Source organism: Amycolatopsis sp. NPDC058278 (assembly GCF_042881395.1).
In the GTDB taxonomy this organism is placed as follows: domain Bacteria; phylum Actinomycetota; class Actinomycetes; order Mycobacteriales; family Pseudonocardiaceae; genus Amycolatopsis.
Genome location: NZ_JBHVXZ010000013.1, coordinates 69,981 through 88,716 on the forward strand (window position 1 = coordinate 69,981; position 18,736 = coordinate 88,716).

The following is an 18,736-nucleotide window of genomic DNA, read 5'->3' on the forward strand; positions in this document are numbered from 1 at the left end:
CGAACGGCACGGGCGTTTTCTGTCGGTGATCTCCGTTAGGGTCGGCCGTGAGCACATCAGCCGAAGCTGGGGGTCCTGCCATGACCGCGGTCACCGAACTCGCCGACGAGTTCGTCGAAGCGCTGTTCGCCGCCGATCCGCTGACGCCGGCGCTGCTGGGCCTGCGTCCGGCGGAGCCCGGCCTCGCGGACCTGTCCGCCGAGGCCGAGCGGGCGTTCCGGGGCCGGCTCGAGCAGTTCCTCGACCGGGCCCGCGCGCTGGAGACCGAGGACCTCCCGGCCGAGGACCGCGTCACGCGCGAAGTGCTGATCACCACGGCCGAAAACCGCATCGCGGCGATCGACAGCCGGATGACCGAGTTCACCGTCACCGACCTTTCCGTCGGGATCGCGGCCGGCCTGCTCACGGCGTTGCCGATGACGACGGTGACGGCGGGTGAGACCGCGGAGGCCCAGCTCGGCCGGCTGGCCGCGATCCCGGAGCACCTGCGCCAGGCCGCGCGGCGGCACGCCGCCGGCATCGCCGACGGCCTGCTCCCGGTGACCCACCTGGTCGACGCCGCCGTCGCGCACCTCGACCGCTACCTCGCCGACGCCGGCGCCGACCCGCTGCGCCGCCAGCCCGCCCCGGACGAGGAGTTCGAGCGGCGGCGGGAGGAGCTGCTCGCCGACGTCGTCCGCCCGGCCTTCGCCGGGTATCGGGAGTTCCTGGTCACCGAGGTGCGGCCGCACGGGCGCCCCGCGGACCGGCCCGGCCTGTCGTGGCTGCCGGGCGGGGACGAGACCTACACGCGGTTGGCGCGGATGCACACGACCACCGGGCTCACCCCGGAAGAACTGCACCGGATCGGCCTCGACACCATCGAGGCGCTCGCCGCCGAGTACCGCGAGCTGGGGCTGAAGGTGTACGGCACCGACGACCTCGCCGAGATCTTCACGCGCCTGCGCACCGACCCGGCGCTGCGCTGGCGCAGTGCGGACGAGCTGCTGGAGACCGCCCGCACGGCCGTCGCCCGCGCCGCCGCCGAAGCCCCGAAGTGGTTCGGCCGGATCCCGGAGCAGCAGTGCACGGTCGAAGCCGTGCCGGCGGAGGTCGCGCCCGGCGCGCCTCCGGCGTACTACCTGCGCCCGGCCGCCGACGGCTCGCGGCCGGGGATCTACTTCGCGAACACCCACGAAGCCACCGAGCGGTTCCGGCACATGGCCGAAACGACCGCGTTCCACGAAGCCGTGCCGGGCCACCACTTCCAGCTCAGCATCGCGCAGGGGCGCACCGAGCTGCCGCTGCTGCGCCGCGTCGGCATGTTCAACGCCTACATCGAGGGCTGGGGGCTCTACAGCGAGCGCCTCGCCGACGAAATGGGGCTCTACTCCGACGACATCGCCCGGCTCGGCATGCTGGCCGGCGATTCGCTGCGGGCGGGCCGGCTGGTGGTCGACACCGGGCTGCACGCGCTGGGGTGGAGCCGGCAGCAGGCGGTCGACTACCTGCTGGAGCACACACCGGCGGCGCGCGCCGAGGTCGAGTCCGAGGTCGACCGCTACATCGCCTGGCCGGGCCAGGCGCTCGGGTACCTGGTGGGGCGGCTGGAGATCCAGCGCGCCCGGGCCCGCGCCGGGCAGCGGCTCGGCTCGCGGTTCGACGTCCGCGCGTTCCACGACCTCGTCCTGGCCGGCGGCCCGCTGCCGCTCTCGGTGCTCGCCACCGTCGTCGACGAGTGGGTGGCCGGGCACGGCGACACCGTCGACGGCCTGGCGAGCGAGCTCGTCGAGCTGTCGTTCGAGCAGGAGCCGTTGCACCCGTCGGTCCTCGGCCTGCCCGGCGACCACGACCGGCTCGCCGACCAGACCAGGCAGGCGCAGGAGCGCTTCCGTGCCGCGTACACGGGCATCGCCGCCCGAGCGCGGGCGTTGACCACCGACGGCCTGACACCGGAAGAAGCCGTCACACGCGAGGTCGTGATCGCCTCCGCCGAGGTCGAGGCCGACCGGCTCGGCGCGCGGACCGCCGATCTCGCGGTCAGCGACGGGCTCACCTCGCCCGCCCTCTCGCTCCTGATGTACCTGCCGTTCTACCGGCTGGACGACGAAAAGAAGGCGCGCGGCTACCTGGCCCGGCTCGGCGCGATCGAGCCGTTCCTCGCGGACCTGGCCGAGCGGCAGCGCGAGAGCCTGGCCGAAGGCCTGGTGCCGCCGGCGTACCTGGCCCGCGTCGGCGTCGAGTACCTCGACCGCTACCTCGGCGCGCCGGAGAGCGACCCGCTGAAGGTGGGCACGACGGCGGCCGTCGAGGGCTTCGACGCCGAGCGCGACCGGCTGCTCGCCGAGGTGGTCCACCCGGCGTACGCGCGGTACCGGGACTTCCTGCGCACGGAGGTGGAGCCGGCCGGGCGGCCCGACACCGCCCCGGGCATCTCCCACGTGCCGGGCGGGGCCGAGCGGTACGCCGCGCTGATCCGCGCGGAGACGACCACCGAGCACACGGCGCAGGAGCTGCACGAAACCGGGCTGGCGCTGATCGAAAAGCTCGCGGAGGAGTACCGCGAGCTGGGCGCGAAGGTGTTCGGCACCACCGAGCTCGCCGAAATCTTCGAGCGCCTGCGCACCGATCCGGCGTTGCGCTGGCGGGACGGCGAGGAGCTGCTGTCCGCGGCCCGGGACGCCATCGCACGGGCCGAAGCCGTGGCGCCGCAGTGGTTTTCGCGCATCCCGGCGGAGAAGTGCGAGGTCGCGCCGGTGCCCGAGGCCGACGCGGCGAGCGGCACGATCGCGTACTACCTCCAGCCGTCGCTCGACGGTTCCCGGCCGGGCACCTACTACGCCAACACCCACGAGGCCGGCAAGCGGCCGCGGTTCACCAGCGAGGCGATCGCGTTCCACGAAGCCGTGCCGGGCCACCACTTCCAGCTCAGCCTGGCCCAGGAGCTGCGGGACCTGCCGCTGCTGCGGCGGATCGGCATGTTCAACGCCTACGCGGAGGGCTGGGGCCTCTACGCCGAGCGGCTCGCGGACGAGATGGGCCTGTACTCCGACGACGTCTCGCGGCTCGGCATGCTCACGCAGGACTCGATGCGGGCGGGCCGGCTGGTCGTCGACACCGGGCTGCACGCGCTGGGCTGGAGCCGGCAGCAGGCGATCGACTTCCTGATCGACAACACGCCGATGGCGCCGCTGGAGATCGAAGCGGAGATCGACCGGTACATCGGCTGGCCCGGGCAGGCACTCGGCTACATGGTGGGGCGGCTGGAGATCCAGCGGCTGCGCGCCGAAGCCGAGCGAAAACTGGGTGAGCGCTTCGACATCCGCGGGTTCCACGAAGTCGTGCTCGGCCACGGCATGCTGCCGCTGTCCGCGCTCGCCAAGGTGGTCGCGGACTGGGTGGCCGGCCGGCTCGACACACCCGGCGGCCTGGCCGACGAGCTGGTCGCGCTGGACTTCGAACGGCAGCCGCTGTACCCGTCGGTGTTCGGCCTGCCCGGCGACCACGACCGGCTGCCCGATCCCGGTGCGGAGGCCGTGGCCCGGCTCCGCGCCGGCTACCTCGCGATCGCCGCGCGGGCCGAGGCGCTCGACCCCACCGGGCTGCCGGCCGCCGAGCGGGTCACCCGGGAAGTCGTGCTCTCCCAGGCCAAGTCCGCCGTCGACGAGATCGACTCCGGCCGCGCCGACATCTCGGTCAGCGACGGGCTCGGCGCGCCCGCGCTGCAGCTGCTGCTCTACCTGCCGCAGACGGTCCTGGACGACGAGCCGAAGGTCCGCGGCTACCTGAGCCGGCTGGCGGGCCTGGGCGGCTACCTCGACGCGCTGATCGACCGGCAGCGCGCGGCGGTGGGCGAAGGGCTGGTGCCGCCCGACTTCCTGGTGCGCATCGGCGTCGAGTACGTCGACCGCTACCTCGCCGCGCCGGAGAGCGACCCGCTGCGGGTGACGCCACCGTATGCGCTCAACGGCTTCGAGGCCGAGCGCGATCGCCTGCTCGCCGAGGTGGTCCGGCCCGCGTACGCGCGTTACCGCGCCTTCCTGGCCGACGAGGTCGCGCCGGTGGCCCGGCCCGAGACGTCGCCGGGCATCGGTGCGCTGCCGGGCGGGCCGGAGCGGTACGCCGCGCTGATCCGCGTCGAAACGACCACCGAGCGCACGGCGCAGGACCTGCACGAAACCGGGCTGGCGCTGATCGAAAAGCTCGCCGGGGAGTACCGCGAGCTGGGCGGGAAGCTGTTCGGCACCACCGATCTCGGAGAGATCTTCGACCGGATCCGGACCGACCCGGCGCTGCGCTGGCGGGACGGCGAGGAGCTGCTGGCCGGCGCCCGGGCCGCCATCACCCGCGCGGAAGCCGTGGCCGCGCAATGGTTTTCGCGGGTGCCGGAGCAGAAGTGCGAGGTCGCGCCGGTACCGGCGGCCGAGGCCACCAGCGGCACGATCGCGTACTACCTGCGGCCGTCGCTCGACGGCACGCGCCCGGGCGTCTACTACGCGAACACCCACGAAGCGGAGAAGCGGCCGCGGTTCACCAGCGAGGCGATCGCGTTCCACGAAGCCGTGCCGGGGCACCACTTCCAGCTGTGCCTCGCCCAGGGCCTCACCGACCTGCCGCTGCTGCGCCGGATCGTGCACGTCAACGCCTACGGCGAGGGCTGGGGGCTCTACGCCGAGCGGCTGGCGGACGAGATGGGCCTGTACTCCGACGACGTGTCGCGCCTGGGCATGCTGACCCAGGACTCGATGCGGGCGGGCCGGCTGGTCGTCGACACGGGCCTGCACGCGCTCGGGTGGAGCCGGCAGCAGGCCGTCGACTACCTCGCCGAGCACACGCCGATGGCCCGGCTGGAGATCGAGGCGGAGATCGACCGGTACGCCGCCGATCCCGGCCAGGCGCTGGGCTACATGGTGGGGCGGCTGGAGATCCAGCGGCTGCGCGCCGAAGCCGAGCAGGCGCTGGGCGCGGCGTTCGACATCCGCGAGTTCCACGACGTCGTGCTGGGCAGCGGCACCCTGCCGCTGCCGGTGCTGTCGGGCGTGGTCGCCGAGTGGGTGGCGCAGCGCCGTGACACGCCGGAGAAGCTCGCCGACGAGTGCCTGGAGCTGATGTTCGAGGCGGAGCCGCTGTACCCGTCGGTGTACGGCCTGCCGGGTACGCACGACAAGCTCGCCGACCAGACCGCCGAAGCCGCCGCCCGGTTCCGCGCCGGGCTCACCGGCGTCATCGCGCGCGCCGAGGCGATCGACCCGGCCGGGCTGACCTCGGCCGAGCGCGTCACCCGGGACGTCGTGATCTGGCAGGCCCGCACCCGGATCGACCTGCTCGACTCCGGCCGGGCCGACATCGCGGTGAGCGACGGGCTGGACGCACCGGCTCTCAAACTGCTCACGGAGCTGCCGCAGACGATCCTCGACGACGACGTCAAGGTGCGCGGCTACCTGAGCCGGCTCGCCGCCATCGGCACCTACCTGGACCAGGTGACCGAGCGGCAGCGGGCGGCGCTCGCCGAGGGCCTGACGCCGCCGGAGTTCCTGGCGCGCATCGGCGTCGGTTACGTCGAGCGGTACCTCGCCGCCCCGGAGAACGACCCGCTGAAGGTGCCGGTCCGGGGCCGGGAAGCCGAGCGCGACCGGTTGCTGGCCGAAGTCGTGCGGCCGGCCTACCGGCGGTACCGGGACTTCCTGGCCGACGAGGTCGTCCCGGTGGCCCGGCCCGAGACGTCGCCGGGGATCGGCGACCTGCCGGGCGGGCCGGAGCGCTACGCGGCGCTGATCCGGGCCGAGACGACGACCGAGCGCACCCCGCAGGAGCTGCACGACACCGGCTTGGGGATCATCGAGCGGCTGGCGGGGGAGTACCGCGAGCTGGGCGCCGAGCTGTTCGGCACGACCGACCTCGCGGAGATCTTCGAGCGGATCCGCACGGACCCGGCCCTGCGCTGGCGGGACGGCGACGAACTGCTGGAGTCCGCCCGCGCCACGATCAGGCGGGCGGAAGCCGCGGCGCCCCAGTGGTTCTCGCGGGTACCGGAGCAGCGGTGCCGGGTCGCCCCGGTGCCCGAGGCGGAGGCCGAAAGCGGCTCGATCGCCTACTACATCGAGCCGTCGCTCGACGGTTCGCGGCCGGGCACGTACTACGCCAACACGCGCGAGGCGGACCAGCGGCAGCGGACGCTGAGCGAGTCCGTGGCCTTCCACGAAGCCGTGCCGGGCCACCACTTCCAGCTGGCGCTCGCCCAGCAGCTCACCGGCGTGCCGATGCTGCGCCGCATCGGCATGTTCAACGCGTACGCGGAGGGTTGGGGGCTGTACGCCGAGCGGCTCGCGGACGAGATGGGGCTGTACTCGGACAGCACCGCGCGGCTCGGCCTGCTGACGCAGGATTCGATGCGCGCGGCGCGGCTGGTGGTGGACACGGGCCTGCACGCGCTGGGCTGGAGCAGGCAGCGGGCGGTCGACTACCTGGTCGAAAACACGCCGATGGCCCGGATCGAGATCGAGGCGGAGGTCGACCGGTACGCGGGCCTCCCGGGGCAGGCGCTCGGCTACATGGTGGGGCGCCTGGAGATCGAGCGCCTGCGCGCCGAGGCCGAGCAGGCGCTGGGCGAGGCCTTCGACATCCGCGAGTTCCACGACACGGTGCTGGGCAGCGGAACCCTGCCGCTGCCGGTCCTGGCGGACGTGGTGGCCGACTGGGTGACGGCGCGGGCCGTCCGGGACGAGGAGTGAACGTGACCTGGCTCGACCTTGCCGACGACACGCCGTTCGGCCTGGACAACCTGCCCTACGGCGTCTTCTCCGTCGGCGGCGCGCCCGAGCGGCGGATCGGCGTGCCGGTCGGCGATCAGGTGCTCGACCTGACCGCGGTGGCCGCCGGGACCGCCGCCGCGTTCGCTCCGCTGCTCACCTCCGGAGTGCTCAACCCGCTGCTCGCGGCCGGGGCCGCCACCTGGCGCGAAGCCCGCGAGAGCGTCACCGAGTGGCTGACCGAACCCCGCTACGCCGATCAGCTCCGGCCGCACCTCGTGCCCCTGGCCGAGGTGACCACGCACCTGGCGTTCGAGGTCGCCGACTACGTCGACTTCTATTCCAGCGAGCACCACGCCCTCAACGCCGGCAAGATCTTCCGCCCGGACGCGACCGAGCTGCCGCCCAACTGGAAGCACCTGCCGATCGGCTACCACGGCCGGGCCGGCACCGTCGTGGCGTCCGGCACGCCGGTCGTCCGGCCGCACGGGCAGCGCAAGCCCCGCAACGCCGACACGCCGTCGTTCGGGCCGTCGCAACGGCTGGACATCGAGGCGGAGGTCGGGTTCGTCGTCGGCACTCCGTCCGTCGCGGGCACGCGGGTGTCCACAGCGGACTTCGCGGACCACGTGTTCGGCGTCTGCCTCGTCAACGACTGGTCGGCGCGCGACATCCAGGCCTGGGAGTACCAGCCGCTGGGCCCGTTCCTGGGCAAGTCGTTCGCGACGTCGGTGTCGCCGTGGATCGTCCCGCTGGCCGCGCTGGAGCACGCGCGCGTCGACGGGCCGCCGCAGGACCCCGAGCCGTTCGAGTACCTCCGGACCGGCGAAAAGTGGGGCCTGGACCTGGCGCTGGAGGTCCGCCTCAACGGCCACCTGGTGTCGAGCCCGCCGTTCGCGACGCAGTACTGGACGGCTCCGCAGCAGCTGGCGCACATGACGGTCAACGGCGCGAGCCTGCGCACGGGCGACCTCTTCGCCTCGGGCACGGTGACCGGCCCGGAGCGTGACCAGCGCGGCTCGTTCCTGGAGCTGGCCTGGGGCGGCCAGGAGCCGCTGGAGCTGCCCGGCGGCGTGACGAGGACGTTCCTCGAGGACGGCGACGAAGTGGTGATCAGCGCGACCGCGCCCGGCCCGCGCGGGACGCGCATCGGCTTCGGGGACGTGCGGGGTACGGTGGTTCCCGGCTAGCCTAAGCGGACGCTTAGCACGGGAGGATGTCATGAAGATCGGGACCGGGATCAGCTACTCCGGCGGCTTCGCCGAAAGCGTCGCCGACGTCGTCGAACTGGAGAAGGCCGGCCTCGACGTCGTCTTCGTGCCGGAGGCGTACTCGTTCGACGCGGTCAGCCAGCTCGGCTACCTGGCCGCGAAGACCGAGCGCGTCCAGCTGGCGTCCGGCATCTTCCAGATCTACACCCGCACGCCGACGCTGACCGCGATGACGGCGGCCGGCCTCGACTTCGTCTCCGACGGGCGGTTCATCCTCGGGCTCGGAGCGTCCGGCCCGCAGGTCATCGAGGGGTTCCACGGCGTGAAGTACGACGCGCCGCTGGGCCGCACGCGGGAGATCGTCGACGTCTGCCGCCAGGTGTGGCGCCGTGAGCGCGTGGTGCACGAGGGCAAGCACTACACGATCCCGCTGCCGCCCGAGCAGGGCACCGGGCTCGGCAAGCCGCTCAAGCTGATCAACCACCCGGTGCGGGAGCGGATCCCGGTGCTGCTGGCCTCGATCGGGCCGAAGAACGTCGCCCTGACGGCCGAGATCGCCGAGGGCTGGCAGCCGATCTTCTTCCACCCGGAGAAGGCCGCCGACGTCTGGGGCGCCGCCCTGGCCGAGGGCAAGGCCAAGCGCGACGCGGCCTTGGGCGAGCTGGACACGTTCGTCACGGTGGCCCTGGCCATCGGCGACGACGTGGAGCCTTTGCTGGACCACGTGCGCCCGGTCCTGGCCCTGTACATCGGCGGAATGGGCGCCCGGGGCAAGAACTTCTACAACGACCTGGCCTGCCGCTACGGCTACGAGGCCGAGGCGAAGCTGATCCAGGACCTGTACCTGGACGGCAAGAAGGCCGAAGCGGCGGCGGCGGTCCCGGCCGAGCTCCTCCGCGCGATTTCCCTGGTCGGCCCGGCGGGGTACGTGAAGGAGCGCTTGGCGGCCTTCGCCGAGGCGGGCGCGACGACCCTGGTGGTGAACCCACTGCAGCCCGGCCGCGAGGGGCGCGTGGCGGCGGTATCGCAGCTGCGCGAGCTGATCGGCTGAGTCCGACGAGGGTGACGGCCACCTCGAGGGCAGGCCCTCGAGGTGGCTTTCCGCGCTCGGCGGCCGGGTTGGCTGGGGTGCGCCGCAGGGCCCGGTGGGTCGGGTGAGGTGCCTGCGCTGCGGGCCGGGAAGGCGGCGGCCGCGAGGCGGGGACCGGGTGGCCACCGCCCGCCCGATGCTGGCCCCTGCGGCGGCGGGTGAGGTGCCTGCGTTGCGTTGCGGCAAGGCGGCGTGCCTGGGTTGGGTGAGGTGCGCCCGCTGTGGGAAGGCCGCCGCCGCTAAGCCGGGCTTGCGTAGACCGCGATCCGCGTTCCGCTGAAGCCGGCGCTGTCGTACGTGCCGTCGCTGGTGATCAGTCTCAGCTGCGGTCCGGCGCCCTCCGGTGCCGCCAGCGTGCTGTCCGGCTCGCTCGCCGGGAACACCGCCGTCCTGCGGACCGTGAACCGGGACTCCCGGCCCCTCGCGTCGCGGATCGTGATCGCCGCTCCCGGGGGGAGCTTGCTCAGCCGGGCGAATGCGCCGGCGGAGTAGCCGAAGCTCGCGTGCGCCGACAACACCGCCACTCCGGGTGCTCCCGGCGCCGGCCCGTCGGCGAACCAGCCCACGCCCGATGCCGTGCCCGGCTGCTCGCGGCGGCCGCCCACGTGGCCGAGGGCCACCACGTGGTTCAGGGTCAGGTCCAGGTCCGGGATCAGCAACGCCACCGGCGGGGCTCCGGCGGCCTCGGGCCGGTCCGCGGCCGGGGCGGCCGCTGGCGCCGGCGCCCGCACCGACGTCACGCCGAGGAGGACGCACCCGAGCCCGGCCACGACCGCGAGCACGACAGCGGCCGGCCGCACGAGCCGCTCGGGCCGTTGCATCTCTTTCCCCTGCTCCACGCCGGTTCCGATGTCCGATTAATCGCTGCGGCGCCGTCGGCGTTACCGAATCGTGTCCGGTTGCTCTGCGGTTCACTCGATCGGGTTATCTCACTGTGACCTTCGCGTCAGGAACACACCCCCGGAGGGCCCCATTCGCGGAAATACCCGGCAGCGGGACGTGAGATCGGACATCATTGCTGGTTTCGAGCCGTCGAACTGGGGATATTCACCAGGCGGAAGTGAGGTGCGCCGACCAGTGCGAAAAGGAGCAGAGCCCGCGGTGGGCGTGCTGGACGTCGGTTCGTTCAGCGCCCGGCTCGTGGTGGTGCCGGTGGACGGCTCACCCCGCGAACCGGTGGTCAACCACCAGACGCGGCTGCGTTTGGACCGCGAGCTCGACGTCCGTGGCCGCCTCTCCGACCGCGGTATCGACGCCGTCACGGCCGCCGTAGCGGCGGGCATGACCATGGCCTACCGCCACGGTGTCAGCGACGTCTACCCGCTCGCGACGTCCTCGATCCGCGACGCCGCCAACGCGGCGGACGTCGTCCGGCACGTCGCCGGCGAAACCGGTGTCGAACTGCGGTTCCTCTCCGGCCCCTGCGAGGCCGAACTGACCTACGTGGCCGCCCGCCGCTGGTACGCCGCCGAGCCCGGGCCGATGCTCGTGCTCGACATCGGCGGCGGGACGGTCGAGCTGGCCGCCGGCTCCGGGGAGAAAGCCACCTTCGCGCGCTCGCTGCCGCTGGGCGCCCGCTCGATGACGCGGGACTGGCTGCCGTCCGAGCGTGTGTCGAACAAGCAGGTCAAGGCGCTGCGCACGCACGCCCTCGACGTCGTGACCACCACGCTCGGTGCCGCCGATGTCGACGATCCCCGGGTCATCGGCTGCTCGAAGGTGCTGCAGCAGCTCGCGCGGCTGGCCGGCGCCCGCCCGGGCAAGTGCAAGGAGCTGCGGCTCGACGACCTCCGCGCGTGGATCCCGCGGCTCGCCGCGCTGCCGCCGTCGCGGCGGGCGGAACTGCCCGGCATCTCCCGCAGCCGCGCCCACCAGGCACTGGCCGGCGCGATCGTCGCGGAAGCACTGCTGACGGTCGCCGGCGGCAAGGTGACGATCTGCCCTTGGTCGACCCGCGACGGCCTGCTGCTCACCCTGCAGGACAAGGCGCGTGCGGCGGCGGGCAAGCGCGCGGCCTGACCGGCTGGCCGTGACCGGGAAAACCGGGTATTCCGGAAAGATGAGCGAGCAGCAGCGCCTCCACGGCCGCGACGACGAAGACGAAGAGCTCCCGAAGCTCCCGACCCCCGGCAAGCTGACGCACGACGTGCCGACCGCGCCGGACCCGGACGTGAACCCGGGCGGGACCGAGGAAGTCCCGGCCCCACCCGGACGCGAAGCCGCTAGCGACCTTCCTCGGTGATGGGGTTGGCCGGCTCCGCGTACTGACGCACCGCTTCCGAGTCGCGCCGCATCGGGGCGCGGCCGGGTGGCTGCTTCGGCGGCGTGCCGGCGTCGATCTTCGGGATGGCGTACCGCCGCGGCTCCACGGTGACCGTGATGCGCTCCCCGTGGTGCAGGACCTCCAGGGGCGCGCCGGCGACGACGTGGTAGGTGGCCTGGTCGGGATCGATCTCGACCTGGAACCGGGTGCCGCGGAACATCAGGCGGAAGGTGATCCGCCCCAGCTGCGGGGGCAGCCGCGGCGCGAACGCGAGCGTCCCGCCGTGGTCGCGCAGGCCGCCGAACCCGGCCACGGCGCCCTGCCACGCGCCGGCCAGCGACGCCATGTGCAGGCCGTTGCGCACGTTGTTGTGCACGTCGTGCAGGTCGGTCAGCGCGGCTTCGGCGAGGTAGTCGTAGGCCAGCTCCAGATGTCCCACCTCGGCCGCCACCACCGCCTGCGTTCCCGCCGAGAGCGAGGAGTCGCGCACGGTCCTCGCCTCGTAGTAGGCGAAGTCGCGCGCCTTCTCTTCCGGGCTGAACGAGTCGCCGCACAGGTGCAGCGCCAGCACCAGGTCCGCCTGCTTGACGACCTGCTTGCGGTACAGGTCGAAGTACGGGAAGTGCAGCAGCAGCGGGTAGTGCGCCTGGTCGGTGCCCTCGTAGTCCCACTCGTCGTGGTCGAGGAACCCCTCCGACTGCGGGTGCACGCCGAGTTCTTCGTCGTAGGGCAGGTACATCGCCGCCGCGGCCGCGCGCCAGGAGTCGAGCTCGACGGTGTCGACGCCGAACCGCGCCGCCACGTCCGGGTGCCGCTCGCACGACTGCGCCGCCGCCAGCAGGTTCCGCCGCGCCATCAGGTTCGTGTAGACGTTGTTGTCCGCCACCGCCGAGTACTCGTCCGGCCCGGTGACGCCGTCGATGCGGAACGTGCCGTGCCGGTCGTGGTGGCCCAGCGATGCCCACAGCCGCGCGGTTTCCAGCAGCAGCTCGGTGCCGTAGTCGCGCTCGAACTGCTCGTCGCCGGTCGCGTTGAGGTAGCGCAGGACGGCGTCGGCGATGTCCGCGCTGACGTGGAAGGCCGCCGTGCCCGCCGGCCAGTACGCCGAGCACTCGGCGCCGTTGATGGACCGCCACGGGAACGCCGCACCGCGCAACCCCAGCTGGTGCGCGCGTTCCCGCGCTTTGTCCATTGTGGAGTGACGCCAGCGGAGGGCGTCGCGGGCCGCGTCCGGGATGGTGTAGGTGAGCACCGGCAGGACGAAGGATTCGGTGTCCCAGAAGGCGTGCCCGTCGTAGCCCGGCCCGGTCAGGCCCTTGCCGGCGATCGCGCGGCTCTCGCCGCGGGCCCCGGCCTGGAGGATGTGGAACAGGGCGAAGCGGACGGCCTGCTGCAGTTCGGGATCGCCCTCGATCTCGATGTCCGACGTGGTCCAGTAGTCTTCGAGGAACTCGCGCTGCTCGGTGAGCAGGCCCTTCCAGCCCGTCTGGCGGGCGCCGGCCAGCGCCGCCTCGACCTGCGACCGCAGCGCGGGCACCGACCGCTGTGCGGACCAGCCGTAGGCGAGGAACTTGGTGATCCGCAGCCGGCCGCCTCGGGGCACGTCGACGGCGACGGTCAGCCGCGCCAGGTCCTCCTCGGCGTGGATGCGGGCGCGGATCCCGTCGTCCACCTCGATCTTGTGGTCCATCGCCGCGGCCATCCGCAACCCGGAGCGGCGGGTCCGGTGCACCAGCACGGCGTTGTAGTCCGACGCGCGGTGGAACTCGCCGACCAGCGGCGATTCCAGCGCGGCGGCCACCCGCGGGTCACTCGTGTCGGACTCGATCGGCTCGTTGGCCAGCAGGTCCGACTGGACGACCAGCTGCAGGTCCTCGTCGAGCGGCTCGACCTCGTACCGGATCGCGGCGATCGCGCGCTGGGTGAACGACACGAGCCGCTCGGTGCGCACGCGGACCCGGCGTCCGGTCGGCGACGACCACTCGGTGGTCCGGCTGAGCGTCCCCTTGCGGAAGTCGAGGACCCGGTCGTGCGCGGTGGCGGCGCCGTAGCGCATGTCGAGCGGTTCGTCCTCGACGAGCAGCCGGATGATCTTGCCGTCGGTCACGTTGACGACGGTCTGGCCCTCTTCGGGGTAGCCGTAGCCGGCCTCGGCGTAGGGGAGTTCGTGCTGCTCGTAGAACCCGTTGAGGTACGTCCCGGGCAGCCCGCGCGGCTCGGCCTCCTCGAGGGTGCCGCGCAGTCCGATGTGACCGTTGGACACCGCGAACGCCGATTCGGTGCGCTGCAGGGCGTCGACGTCCATGCCGCGCCACCGCAGTTCCCACGGCGAGCACTCGTAGCCGTGCGGTTCGGTCATCGGTCCTCCAGGAGGTCGGCGAGGTCGTCGACGACGATGTCGGCCCCGTGGGCCCGCAGTTCTTCGGCTTGGTCCGCGCGGTTCACGCCCACCACGTACCCGAAGCCGCCGGCCTTCCCGGCCTGGACGCCGGACTGGGCGTCTTCGAAGACGGCGGCGTGCGCGGGCTCGACGCCGAGCGCCGCGGCGCCGGCCAGGAACGAGTCCGGCGCGGGCTTGCCGCGCAGGTGCTGTTCGCGGATCACGATGCCGTCGATGCGCGCCTCGACGTACTTGCTGAGGTCGGCGCCGTCGAGGACCTTGGCGCCGTTCGCGGACGACGTCACGACGGCGATCCGCAGCCCGGCGGCTTTGGCCGCTTCGAGGTAGCGCACCGAACCCGGGTACGGGTTGACGCCGCGCTCGTCGATGATCTTGAGGACCAGCTCGTTCTTGCGGTTGCCCACGCCGTTGACGGTCGGGGCGTCCACCGGGTCGTCCGGTTCGCCCTCGGGCAGCACGATCCCCCGTGACCGCAGGAACTCCCGCACGCCGTCGGCGCGCGGGCGGCCGTCCACAAAGGCCGCGTAGTCGTGGTCGGTGAACTCCGCGAACCCGGCGCCGTCGCGGGCGCGGAGGAATTCGTCGAACGTCCGCTTCCAGGCCTCGCGGTGGAGGACCGCCGTGCCGGTCAATACTCCGTCGAGGTCGAACAGGCAGGCGGTGATGGTCTCGGGCAATCCCGTCATGCCCGCACGCTACCGGTCCTGGCTGTCGTCCGCGGGATGTGGGCGAACGCGGTGGATGAGCTCGTGCACGGTCGCGTCCGCGAGCCGGTAGCGCACCACCCGGCCGGTGCGCTGCGGGGTGACCAGGCCGTGGGCCCTGAGCAGCCGCAGGGCCTGCGACACCGCGGTGTCGGTCATGCCGGTGGCCACGGCGAGGTCGGTGACGCTGATCTCGCGGGCGTAGTGGATCGAGACCAGCAGCGCCAGCCGGGACGGGTCGGCGACCACGGAGAAGCGGCGGGCCCATTCGTCGATGACGGCGCGGTCGCCGAGCCCGTCGACCGCCGCCGCGACGCGTTCCGGGTCGATCAGCTTGCGGTCGGTGCTCACCCCCGGATGATTCCACCCGTGGTGCGGGCGGACCACCGGTGGTCTGGGTCACGCCGCGCTTGACGCTCGCCGTCCCGGGGGCGACCCTGGCGTTAAGACAGTTGTCATAATTTTCGGGTGTCACAGTCGAGGAGCCGGGATGACCGACGTCGCCGCACAGGTCCGTTCGAAGACCATCACGTGGCAGGACCCGCTGGAGACGGCTCGTCTCGGCGCCACCATGTCCGGGTTCGACTACCTGACCGCCGTCGCCGAGGGGCGCGTCCCCGGCCCGCCGATCGCCGCGCACTTCGGGCTGCGCTGGGAGCACATCGGCCACGGTGAGGTCGTCGCGGTCGCCGAACCGGACGAGTCGCTGTACAACCCGATCGGCATGGTCCACGGCGGCGTGGCGGCGACGATGCTGGATTCGGTGGTCGGTTGCGCGGTCCACACGACGCTGCCGGCCGGCGTCGGCTATGCGTCGGTCGAGCTGAAGGTGAGCTACCTGCGCGCGATCCACGCGGGCCGCGGCGAGATCCGGGCGACGGGCCGCGTGGTGAAGGAAGGGTCGCGGATCGCCTTCGCGGAGGGGGAGATCCGCGACGCCGAGGGGAAGCTGCTGGCGACGGCGTCGGGGACCTGTGCCATCACGCGCTAGACCGGCTGCTTGACGTCCCAGTGCTCGACGAGCAGGCCGTCCTCGACGCGCAGGATGTCGACGATGGCCGTGCCTGCCACGTGCAGGTGCACCATGACGAGGTCGTTCTCCGCGACGACGTGCTCGATCACCGCGGTCGCGCCCGCCAGCGGGGAGTTCTTCACGGCGTCGGCGAACGCCTCGCGGCCGGAAGGCAGCCCGGGGCTGTGGGTGACGAACTCGGGGTGCAGCGCGGCCTTCGCCGCGTCGAAGTCCTTGTGCACGAACAGGTTCTCGAGGCAGCCGACGACGATCATGCGGTTCTTCGCGGTTTCGCTCATGCCGCCGATCGTCGGACTTCCGGGTGGCGGTGTCGATTACGCGGGAGGTAATCAGCGTGGCGGGCGGACGCGGCGGGCGCGGATCGCGTCACCGTCACCGAGGCGGCCGATGATCGCCGCCAGCAGCGCCCGTGCGTCGTCGACGCGTTCGGTGCCGTACTCCGCGACCAGTTCCTCCTGGAGTTCCCGCCGCAGCACCCGGGTCGCTTCGACGGCGGCCAGCGCGTGGTCGGTCAGGTGCAGCAGTTTCGTGCGCGCGTCGGCCGGGTCGGGGTCGCGGCGGAGCAGCCCCCGGCGTTCGAGGTCCGCGACCGCCTTCGACGCGGCCTGCTGGGTGATGCCCATCCGCTCGGCCAGCGCGGTGATGGACAGCGGCGAGGCCAGGACGTGCTGGATCACGACGCCGTCGTTGAAGCGCAGGTCGCCGAAGCCCTGCCCGGCGAGCCGCCGCTGGACCTCGTCGGTCATCGCCCAGCCCGCGAAGAGGGCCGTCAACGACAGGTCGAGGGTGTTAGGATGCACAACCATGGTTGTGGAATCTAGCAGGATACCGGCGGAACTGGCCGAAGCGTTCGTGTGCGTGGCGCACCGGATCGTCTGGTGCACCTTGGTGACCGTCGATCGGCGGGGGAGACCGCGCTCCCGGGTCGTCCACCCCGTCTGGGAGCACACCCCGGACGGCCTGACGGGACGGCTGTTCACCCGGCCGACGCCGTTGAAGCTGGCTCACCTGGCGGCGTCGCCGTACGTGTCGTGCTCGTACTGGGACCCGCAGCACGAGGTGGCGGTGGCGGAGTGCCGCGCGGAGTTCGCCGACGACGAGAAGACGCGCAAGGACCTCTGGGACCTGTTCGCGTCGACACCGGAGCCGCTCGGCTACGACCCGAAGATCCTCGGCGGCGAAGACCACCGCGACCCGAAGATCACGGTGCTGCGCTTGACACCCTGGCGGGTGTCGGCCGGCGGCGAAGCCTGGCGGGCGGCTTAGGCGGCACCCACCCGGCGGTCGAACACCAGCCCTTCGGCCGCCCGCAGGCCCACGCTGATCGCGCCGGTCAGCACCGCGTCCTCGCCCAGCTCGCCCTGGACCACCTTGGGCACCAGTGGCGTGAACGCGCGCAGGGCGCGGTCGATCGGCTCGAGCAGCAGGTCCGCCGCCGTGCCCATGCCGCCGCCCAGGACGATCAGCTCCGGGTCGATCACCGCCGCCACCGAGGCCACCGTGTACGCCAGGCGGTCGGCTTCCGCCGCCAGTGCCTGCCGGGCCAGCTCGTCGCCTTCGCGGGCCAGGCGGAAGACCTCCCGGGCCGATTTCGCCGTGCCCAGCCCGAGTTCGCGGGCACCCTGGACGACGGACTGGGCCGCCGTCGCCTCTTCGAGGTGCCCGCGCGCGGGCGGGGTGCCGGGCTCGTCGGCCGCGCGCGTGCGGCCGTACGGGAGGTAGCCGATCTCGCCCGCCGCGCCGGTCGCGCCGCGGAACACCCGGCCGTCGACCATCAGGCCCATGCCGACGCCGGTGCCGATCGTGATGCAGCCGAACACCGACGCCCCGCGCGCGGCGCCGCTCTCCCACTCGCCGACCGCGGTGAGGTTCGCGTCGTTCTCCACCATCAGGTCCGGGCCCAGTGCCGCTTCGAGGTCGTCGATCAGCCCCGCGCGGCCCCAGCCCGGCAGGTTCGGCGCGTGCCGGAAACACCGCTTCTCCGGATCGGCGACGCCGGGGGAGCCGACCACGCGGACAACGATGTCGCCCGCCGCAAGGCCGGCCTCCGCGACCGCCGCGGCCGCGATCTTCCCGACCGCCGTCACCAGCGCCGCGCCGGACCGGGCCGTGTTGCGCTCGTCGCGGCGCGCCACGAGCGTCCGGCCGAGGTCCGACACCGCGACCCGCAGGTGCTCGCGACCGATGTCGACCCCCAGCACGTACCCCGCGGTGGGGTCGGCTTCGTACAGCACGGCCGAGCGGCCGGTGCCGGTGGACGTCTGCCCGGTCGGCCGGGCCAGCCCGGCCGCCTCCAGCGCCAGCAGCGCCTGGCTGACCGTCGGCTTCGACAGCCCGGTGTCCTTCGCCACCTGCGGCCGGGTCGCCGGCCCGCCGCGGCGCAGCAGGTCCAGCACCGCCCGCTGGTTGATCTTGCGCATCCCGGCGGGGGTACCGACCGTGGGGATTTCTACGCCGGCCACCCGGTGCCCGCCTCCTGTCGTCTTCGTGCTGCCTGCCACGCTAGCCGCCCCGCCCCGGCGCCCGCCGGAATACGCCCGCTGCGGGGCCGGTTGACCGCGGTATGAGCACTCCGGTACGCGGCCGCGTCCGCGTGGCACAAGGCGCGAAGCGGGTACGGGTGTTCCTCGGCGGGCAGGTCGTCGCGGACACGGTGCACCCCCTCCTGGTGTGGGAAGTTCCGTACTACCCCACGTACTACATCCCGCGCGCGGACGTCGTGAGCGGTGTTCTCACCCCCTCCGGCCGGACGGCGCACTCGCCGAGCCGCGGAGAAGCTGTTCTGCCGACGATAAAGGGTGCCGGAGCCGAGGCGGTGGACGGCGCGCTGGAGTACCCGGATTCCCCGATCGAAGAGCTCCGCGGCCACGTCCGCTTCGAGTTCGGCGCGTTCGACTGGTTCGAAGAGGACGAGCAGATCTTCACGCACCCGCGCGACCCCGGGGTCCGGGTGGACATCCTCCCGAGCTCGCGGCACGTCCGGGTCGAGGTCGACGGCGTCACCGTCGCCGACTCGGTGCGGCCGCACCTGCTGTTCGAGACCGGCCTGCCGACGCGCTACTACCTGCCACGCGTGGACGTCCGGATGGACCTCCTGGAGAAGATCGACGTCGTGACGCACTGCCCGTACAAGGGCGCCGCCGAGCACTTCGACGTCGCCGGGCACGAGGACCTCGCCTGGAGCTACCCGACGCCGCTGCCCGAGAGCACCCGCGCCGCCGGCCTGGTCGCGTTCCTCGACGAGAAGGTGGACGTCTACGTCGACGGCGTCCGGCAGGACCGCCCGAAGACGAAGTTCGCCTGACC

The 18,736-nt window shown here is 72.8% G+C and carries 15 protein-coding genes; 8 read left to right on the forward strand and 7 right to left on the reverse strand.

The window, feature by feature from the left end:
* Positions 1-80: 80 nt before the first annotated feature.
* Genes ACFVYA_RS09250 through ACFVYA_RS09260 form a run of 3 tightly spaced genes read left to right on the forward strand, consistent with a single transcriptional unit; the run spans position 81 to position 8,990 of the window.
* Positions 81-6,710 carry a DUF885 domain-containing protein gene (locus ACFVYA_RS09250; protein ID WP_387043972.1) on the forward strand — a complete coding sequence of 2,210 codons (6,630 nt, stop codon included), beginning with the start codon at positions 81-83 and terminating at the stop codon, positions 6,708-6,710.
* Positions 6,707-7,918 carry a fumarylacetoacetase gene (gene fahA / locus ACFVYA_RS09255; RefSeq protein WP_387043974.1) on the forward strand — a complete coding sequence of 404 codons (1,212 nt, stop codon included), beginning with the start codon at positions 6,707-6,709 and terminating at the stop codon, positions 7,916-7,918. Before ACFVYA_RS09250 ends, fahA begins: the two co-directional genes overlap by 4 nt.
* A 31-nt stretch (positions 7,919-7,949) precedes the next feature.
* Positions 7,950-8,990 (forward strand): LLM class F420-dependent oxidoreductase, encoded by a 1,041-nt coding sequence (locus tag ACFVYA_RS09260; protein WP_387043976.1) that lies wholly within the window; start codon positions 7,950-7,952, stop codon positions 8,988-8,990.
* 278 nt (positions 8,991-9,268) lie between these two features.
* Here the strand turns inward: ACFVYA_RS09260 and ACFVYA_RS09265 are convergent, their stop codons facing one another.
* Positions 9,269-9,850 (reverse strand): class F sortase, encoded by a 582-nt coding sequence (locus ACFVYA_RS09265; protein WP_387043978.1) that lies wholly within the window; start codon positions 9,848-9,850, stop codon positions 9,269-9,271.
* Between the two features lie 280 nt (positions 9,851-10,130).
* Between ACFVYA_RS09265 and ACFVYA_RS09270 the strand changes: the two genes are divergently transcribed.
* A complete protein-coding gene (locus tag ACFVYA_RS09270; RefSeq protein WP_387043980.1) occupies positions 10,131-11,048 on the forward strand; it encodes a Ppx/GppA phosphatase family protein in 918 nt (305 codons plus the stop codon).
* A 40-nt stretch (positions 11,049-11,088) separates the two neighbouring features.
* The gene (locus tag ACFVYA_RS09275) at positions 11,089-11,271 is read left to right on the forward strand and encodes a hypothetical protein (protein ID WP_285990230.1); all 183 of its coding nucleotides are present in this window, start codon (positions 11,089-11,091) and stop codon (positions 11,269-11,271) included.
* Here the strand turns inward: ACFVYA_RS09275 and ACFVYA_RS09280 are convergent.
* From ACFVYA_RS09280 to ACFVYA_RS09290, 3 genes are read right to left on the reverse strand one after another with little or no spacing between them, the layout of a single operon-like run.
* Entirely contained in the window at positions 11,252-13,651 is a 2,400-nt protein-coding gene (locus ACFVYA_RS09280) for a glycoside hydrolase family 65 protein (RefSeq protein WP_387043982.1), read from the reverse strand. The genes ACFVYA_RS09275 and ACFVYA_RS09280 overlap by 20 nt on opposite strands.
* On the reverse strand, positions 13,648-14,379 hold the full coding sequence (locus ACFVYA_RS09285) for an HAD family phosphatase (RefSeq protein WP_285990232.1): 732 nt from the start codon (positions 14,377-14,379) through the stop codon (positions 13,648-13,650). Before ACFVYA_RS09285 ends, ACFVYA_RS09280 begins: the two co-directional genes overlap by 4 nt.
* 9 nt (positions 14,380-14,388) lie before the next feature.
* On the reverse strand, positions 14,389-14,748 hold the full coding sequence (locus ACFVYA_RS09290) for a helix-turn-helix transcriptional regulator (protein WP_285990233.1): 360 nt from the start codon (positions 14,746-14,748) through the stop codon (positions 14,389-14,391).
* Positions 14,749-14,887: 139 nt separating this feature from the next.
* On the opposite strand from ACFVYA_RS09290, the gene ACFVYA_RS09295 reads away from it, so the two are divergent.
* Positions 14,888-15,388: a PaaI family thioesterase gene (locus ACFVYA_RS09295; protein WP_285990234.1), complete on the forward strand. Its 501-nt coding sequence runs from the start codon at positions 14,888-14,890 to the stop codon at positions 15,386-15,388.
* Here the strand turns inward: ACFVYA_RS09295 and ACFVYA_RS09300 are convergent.
* Both ACFVYA_RS09300 and ACFVYA_RS09305 read right to left on the reverse strand, forming a co-directional pair.
* Entirely contained in the window at positions 15,385-15,708 is a 324-nt protein-coding gene (locus ACFVYA_RS09300) for a nuclear transport factor 2 family protein (RefSeq protein ID WP_387043985.1), read from the reverse strand. The genes ACFVYA_RS09295 and ACFVYA_RS09300 overlap by 4 nt on opposite strands.
* A gap of 51 nt (positions 15,709-15,759) precedes the next feature.
* Complete coding sequence (locus ACFVYA_RS09305) at positions 15,760-16,236, reverse strand: MarR family winged helix-turn-helix transcriptional regulator (RefSeq protein ID WP_387043987.1); 477 nt, start codon at positions 16,234-16,236, stop codon at positions 15,760-15,762.
* Here ACFVYA_RS09305 and ACFVYA_RS09310 point away from each other — a divergent pair.
* Positions 16,235-16,696: a pyridoxamine 5'-phosphate oxidase family protein gene (locus ACFVYA_RS09310; protein ID WP_387043988.1), complete on the forward strand. Its 462-nt coding sequence runs from the start codon at positions 16,235-16,237 to the stop codon at positions 16,694-16,696. The two genes, ACFVYA_RS09305 and ACFVYA_RS09310, sit on opposite strands and share 2 nt — an antisense overlap.
* Here the strand turns inward: ACFVYA_RS09310 and ACFVYA_RS09315 are convergent.
* Positions 16,693-17,892: an ROK family protein gene (locus tag ACFVYA_RS09315; RefSeq protein ID WP_285990238.1), complete on the reverse strand. Its 1,200-nt coding sequence runs from the start codon at positions 17,890-17,892 to the stop codon at positions 16,693-16,695. The genes ACFVYA_RS09310 and ACFVYA_RS09315 overlap by 4 nt on opposite strands.
* Before the next feature lie 101 nt (positions 17,893-17,993).
* Here ACFVYA_RS09315 and ACFVYA_RS09320 point away from each other — a divergent pair, with 101 nt between their 5' ends.
* Complete coding sequence (locus ACFVYA_RS09320; protein WP_387043990.1) at positions 17,994-18,734, forward strand: DUF427 domain-containing protein; 741 nt, start codon at positions 17,994-17,996, stop codon at positions 18,732-18,734.
* The last annotated feature ends 2 nt before the right edge of the window (positions 18,735-18,736 follow it).

Bases quoted from the DNA above. Each gene is read 5' to 3' on its own strand.
- ACFVYA_RS09250 (WP_387043972.1), top strand. From the start codon at position 81: ATGACCGCGGTCACCGAACTCGCCGACGAGTTCGTCGAAGCGCTGTTC.
- ACFVYA_RS09260 (WP_387043976.1), top strand. From the start codon at position 7,950: ATGAAGATCGGGACCGGGATCAGCTACTCCGGCGGCTTCGCCGAAAGC.
- ACFVYA_RS09265 (WP_387043978.1), bottom strand. From the start codon at position 9,850: ATGCAACGGCCCGAGCGGCTCGTGCGGCCGGCCGCTGTCGTGCTCGCG.
- ACFVYA_RS09275 (WP_285990230.1), top strand. From the start codon at position 11,089: ATGAGCGAGCAGCAGCGCCTCCACGGCCGCGACGACGAAGACGAAGAG.
- ACFVYA_RS09280 (WP_387043982.1), bottom strand. From the start codon at position 13,651: ATGACCGAACCGCACGGCTACGAGTGCTCGCCGTGGGAACTGCGGTGG.
- ACFVYA_RS09285 (WP_285990232.1), bottom strand. From the start codon at position 14,379: ATGACGGGATTGCCCGAGACCATCACCGCCTGCCTGTTCGACCTCGAC.
- ACFVYA_RS09295 (WP_285990234.1), top strand. From the start codon at position 14,888: ATGACCGACGTCGCCGCACAGGTCCGTTCGAAGACCATCACGTGGCAG.
- ACFVYA_RS09300 (WP_387043985.1), bottom strand. From the start codon at position 15,708: ATGAGCGAAACCGCGAAGAACCGCATGATCGTCGTCGGCTGCCTCGAG.
- ACFVYA_RS09310 (WP_387043988.1), top strand. From the start codon at position 16,235: ATGGTTGTGGAATCTAGCAGGATACCGGCGGAACTGGCCGAAGCGTTC.
- ACFVYA_RS09305 (WP_387043987.1), bottom strand. From the start codon at position 16,236: ATGGTTGTGCATCCTAACACCCTCGACCTGTCGTTGACGGCCCTCTTC.
- ACFVYA_RS09320 (WP_387043990.1), top strand. From the start codon at position 17,994: ATGAGCACTCCGGTACGCGGCCGCGTCCGCGTGGCACAAGGCGCGAAG.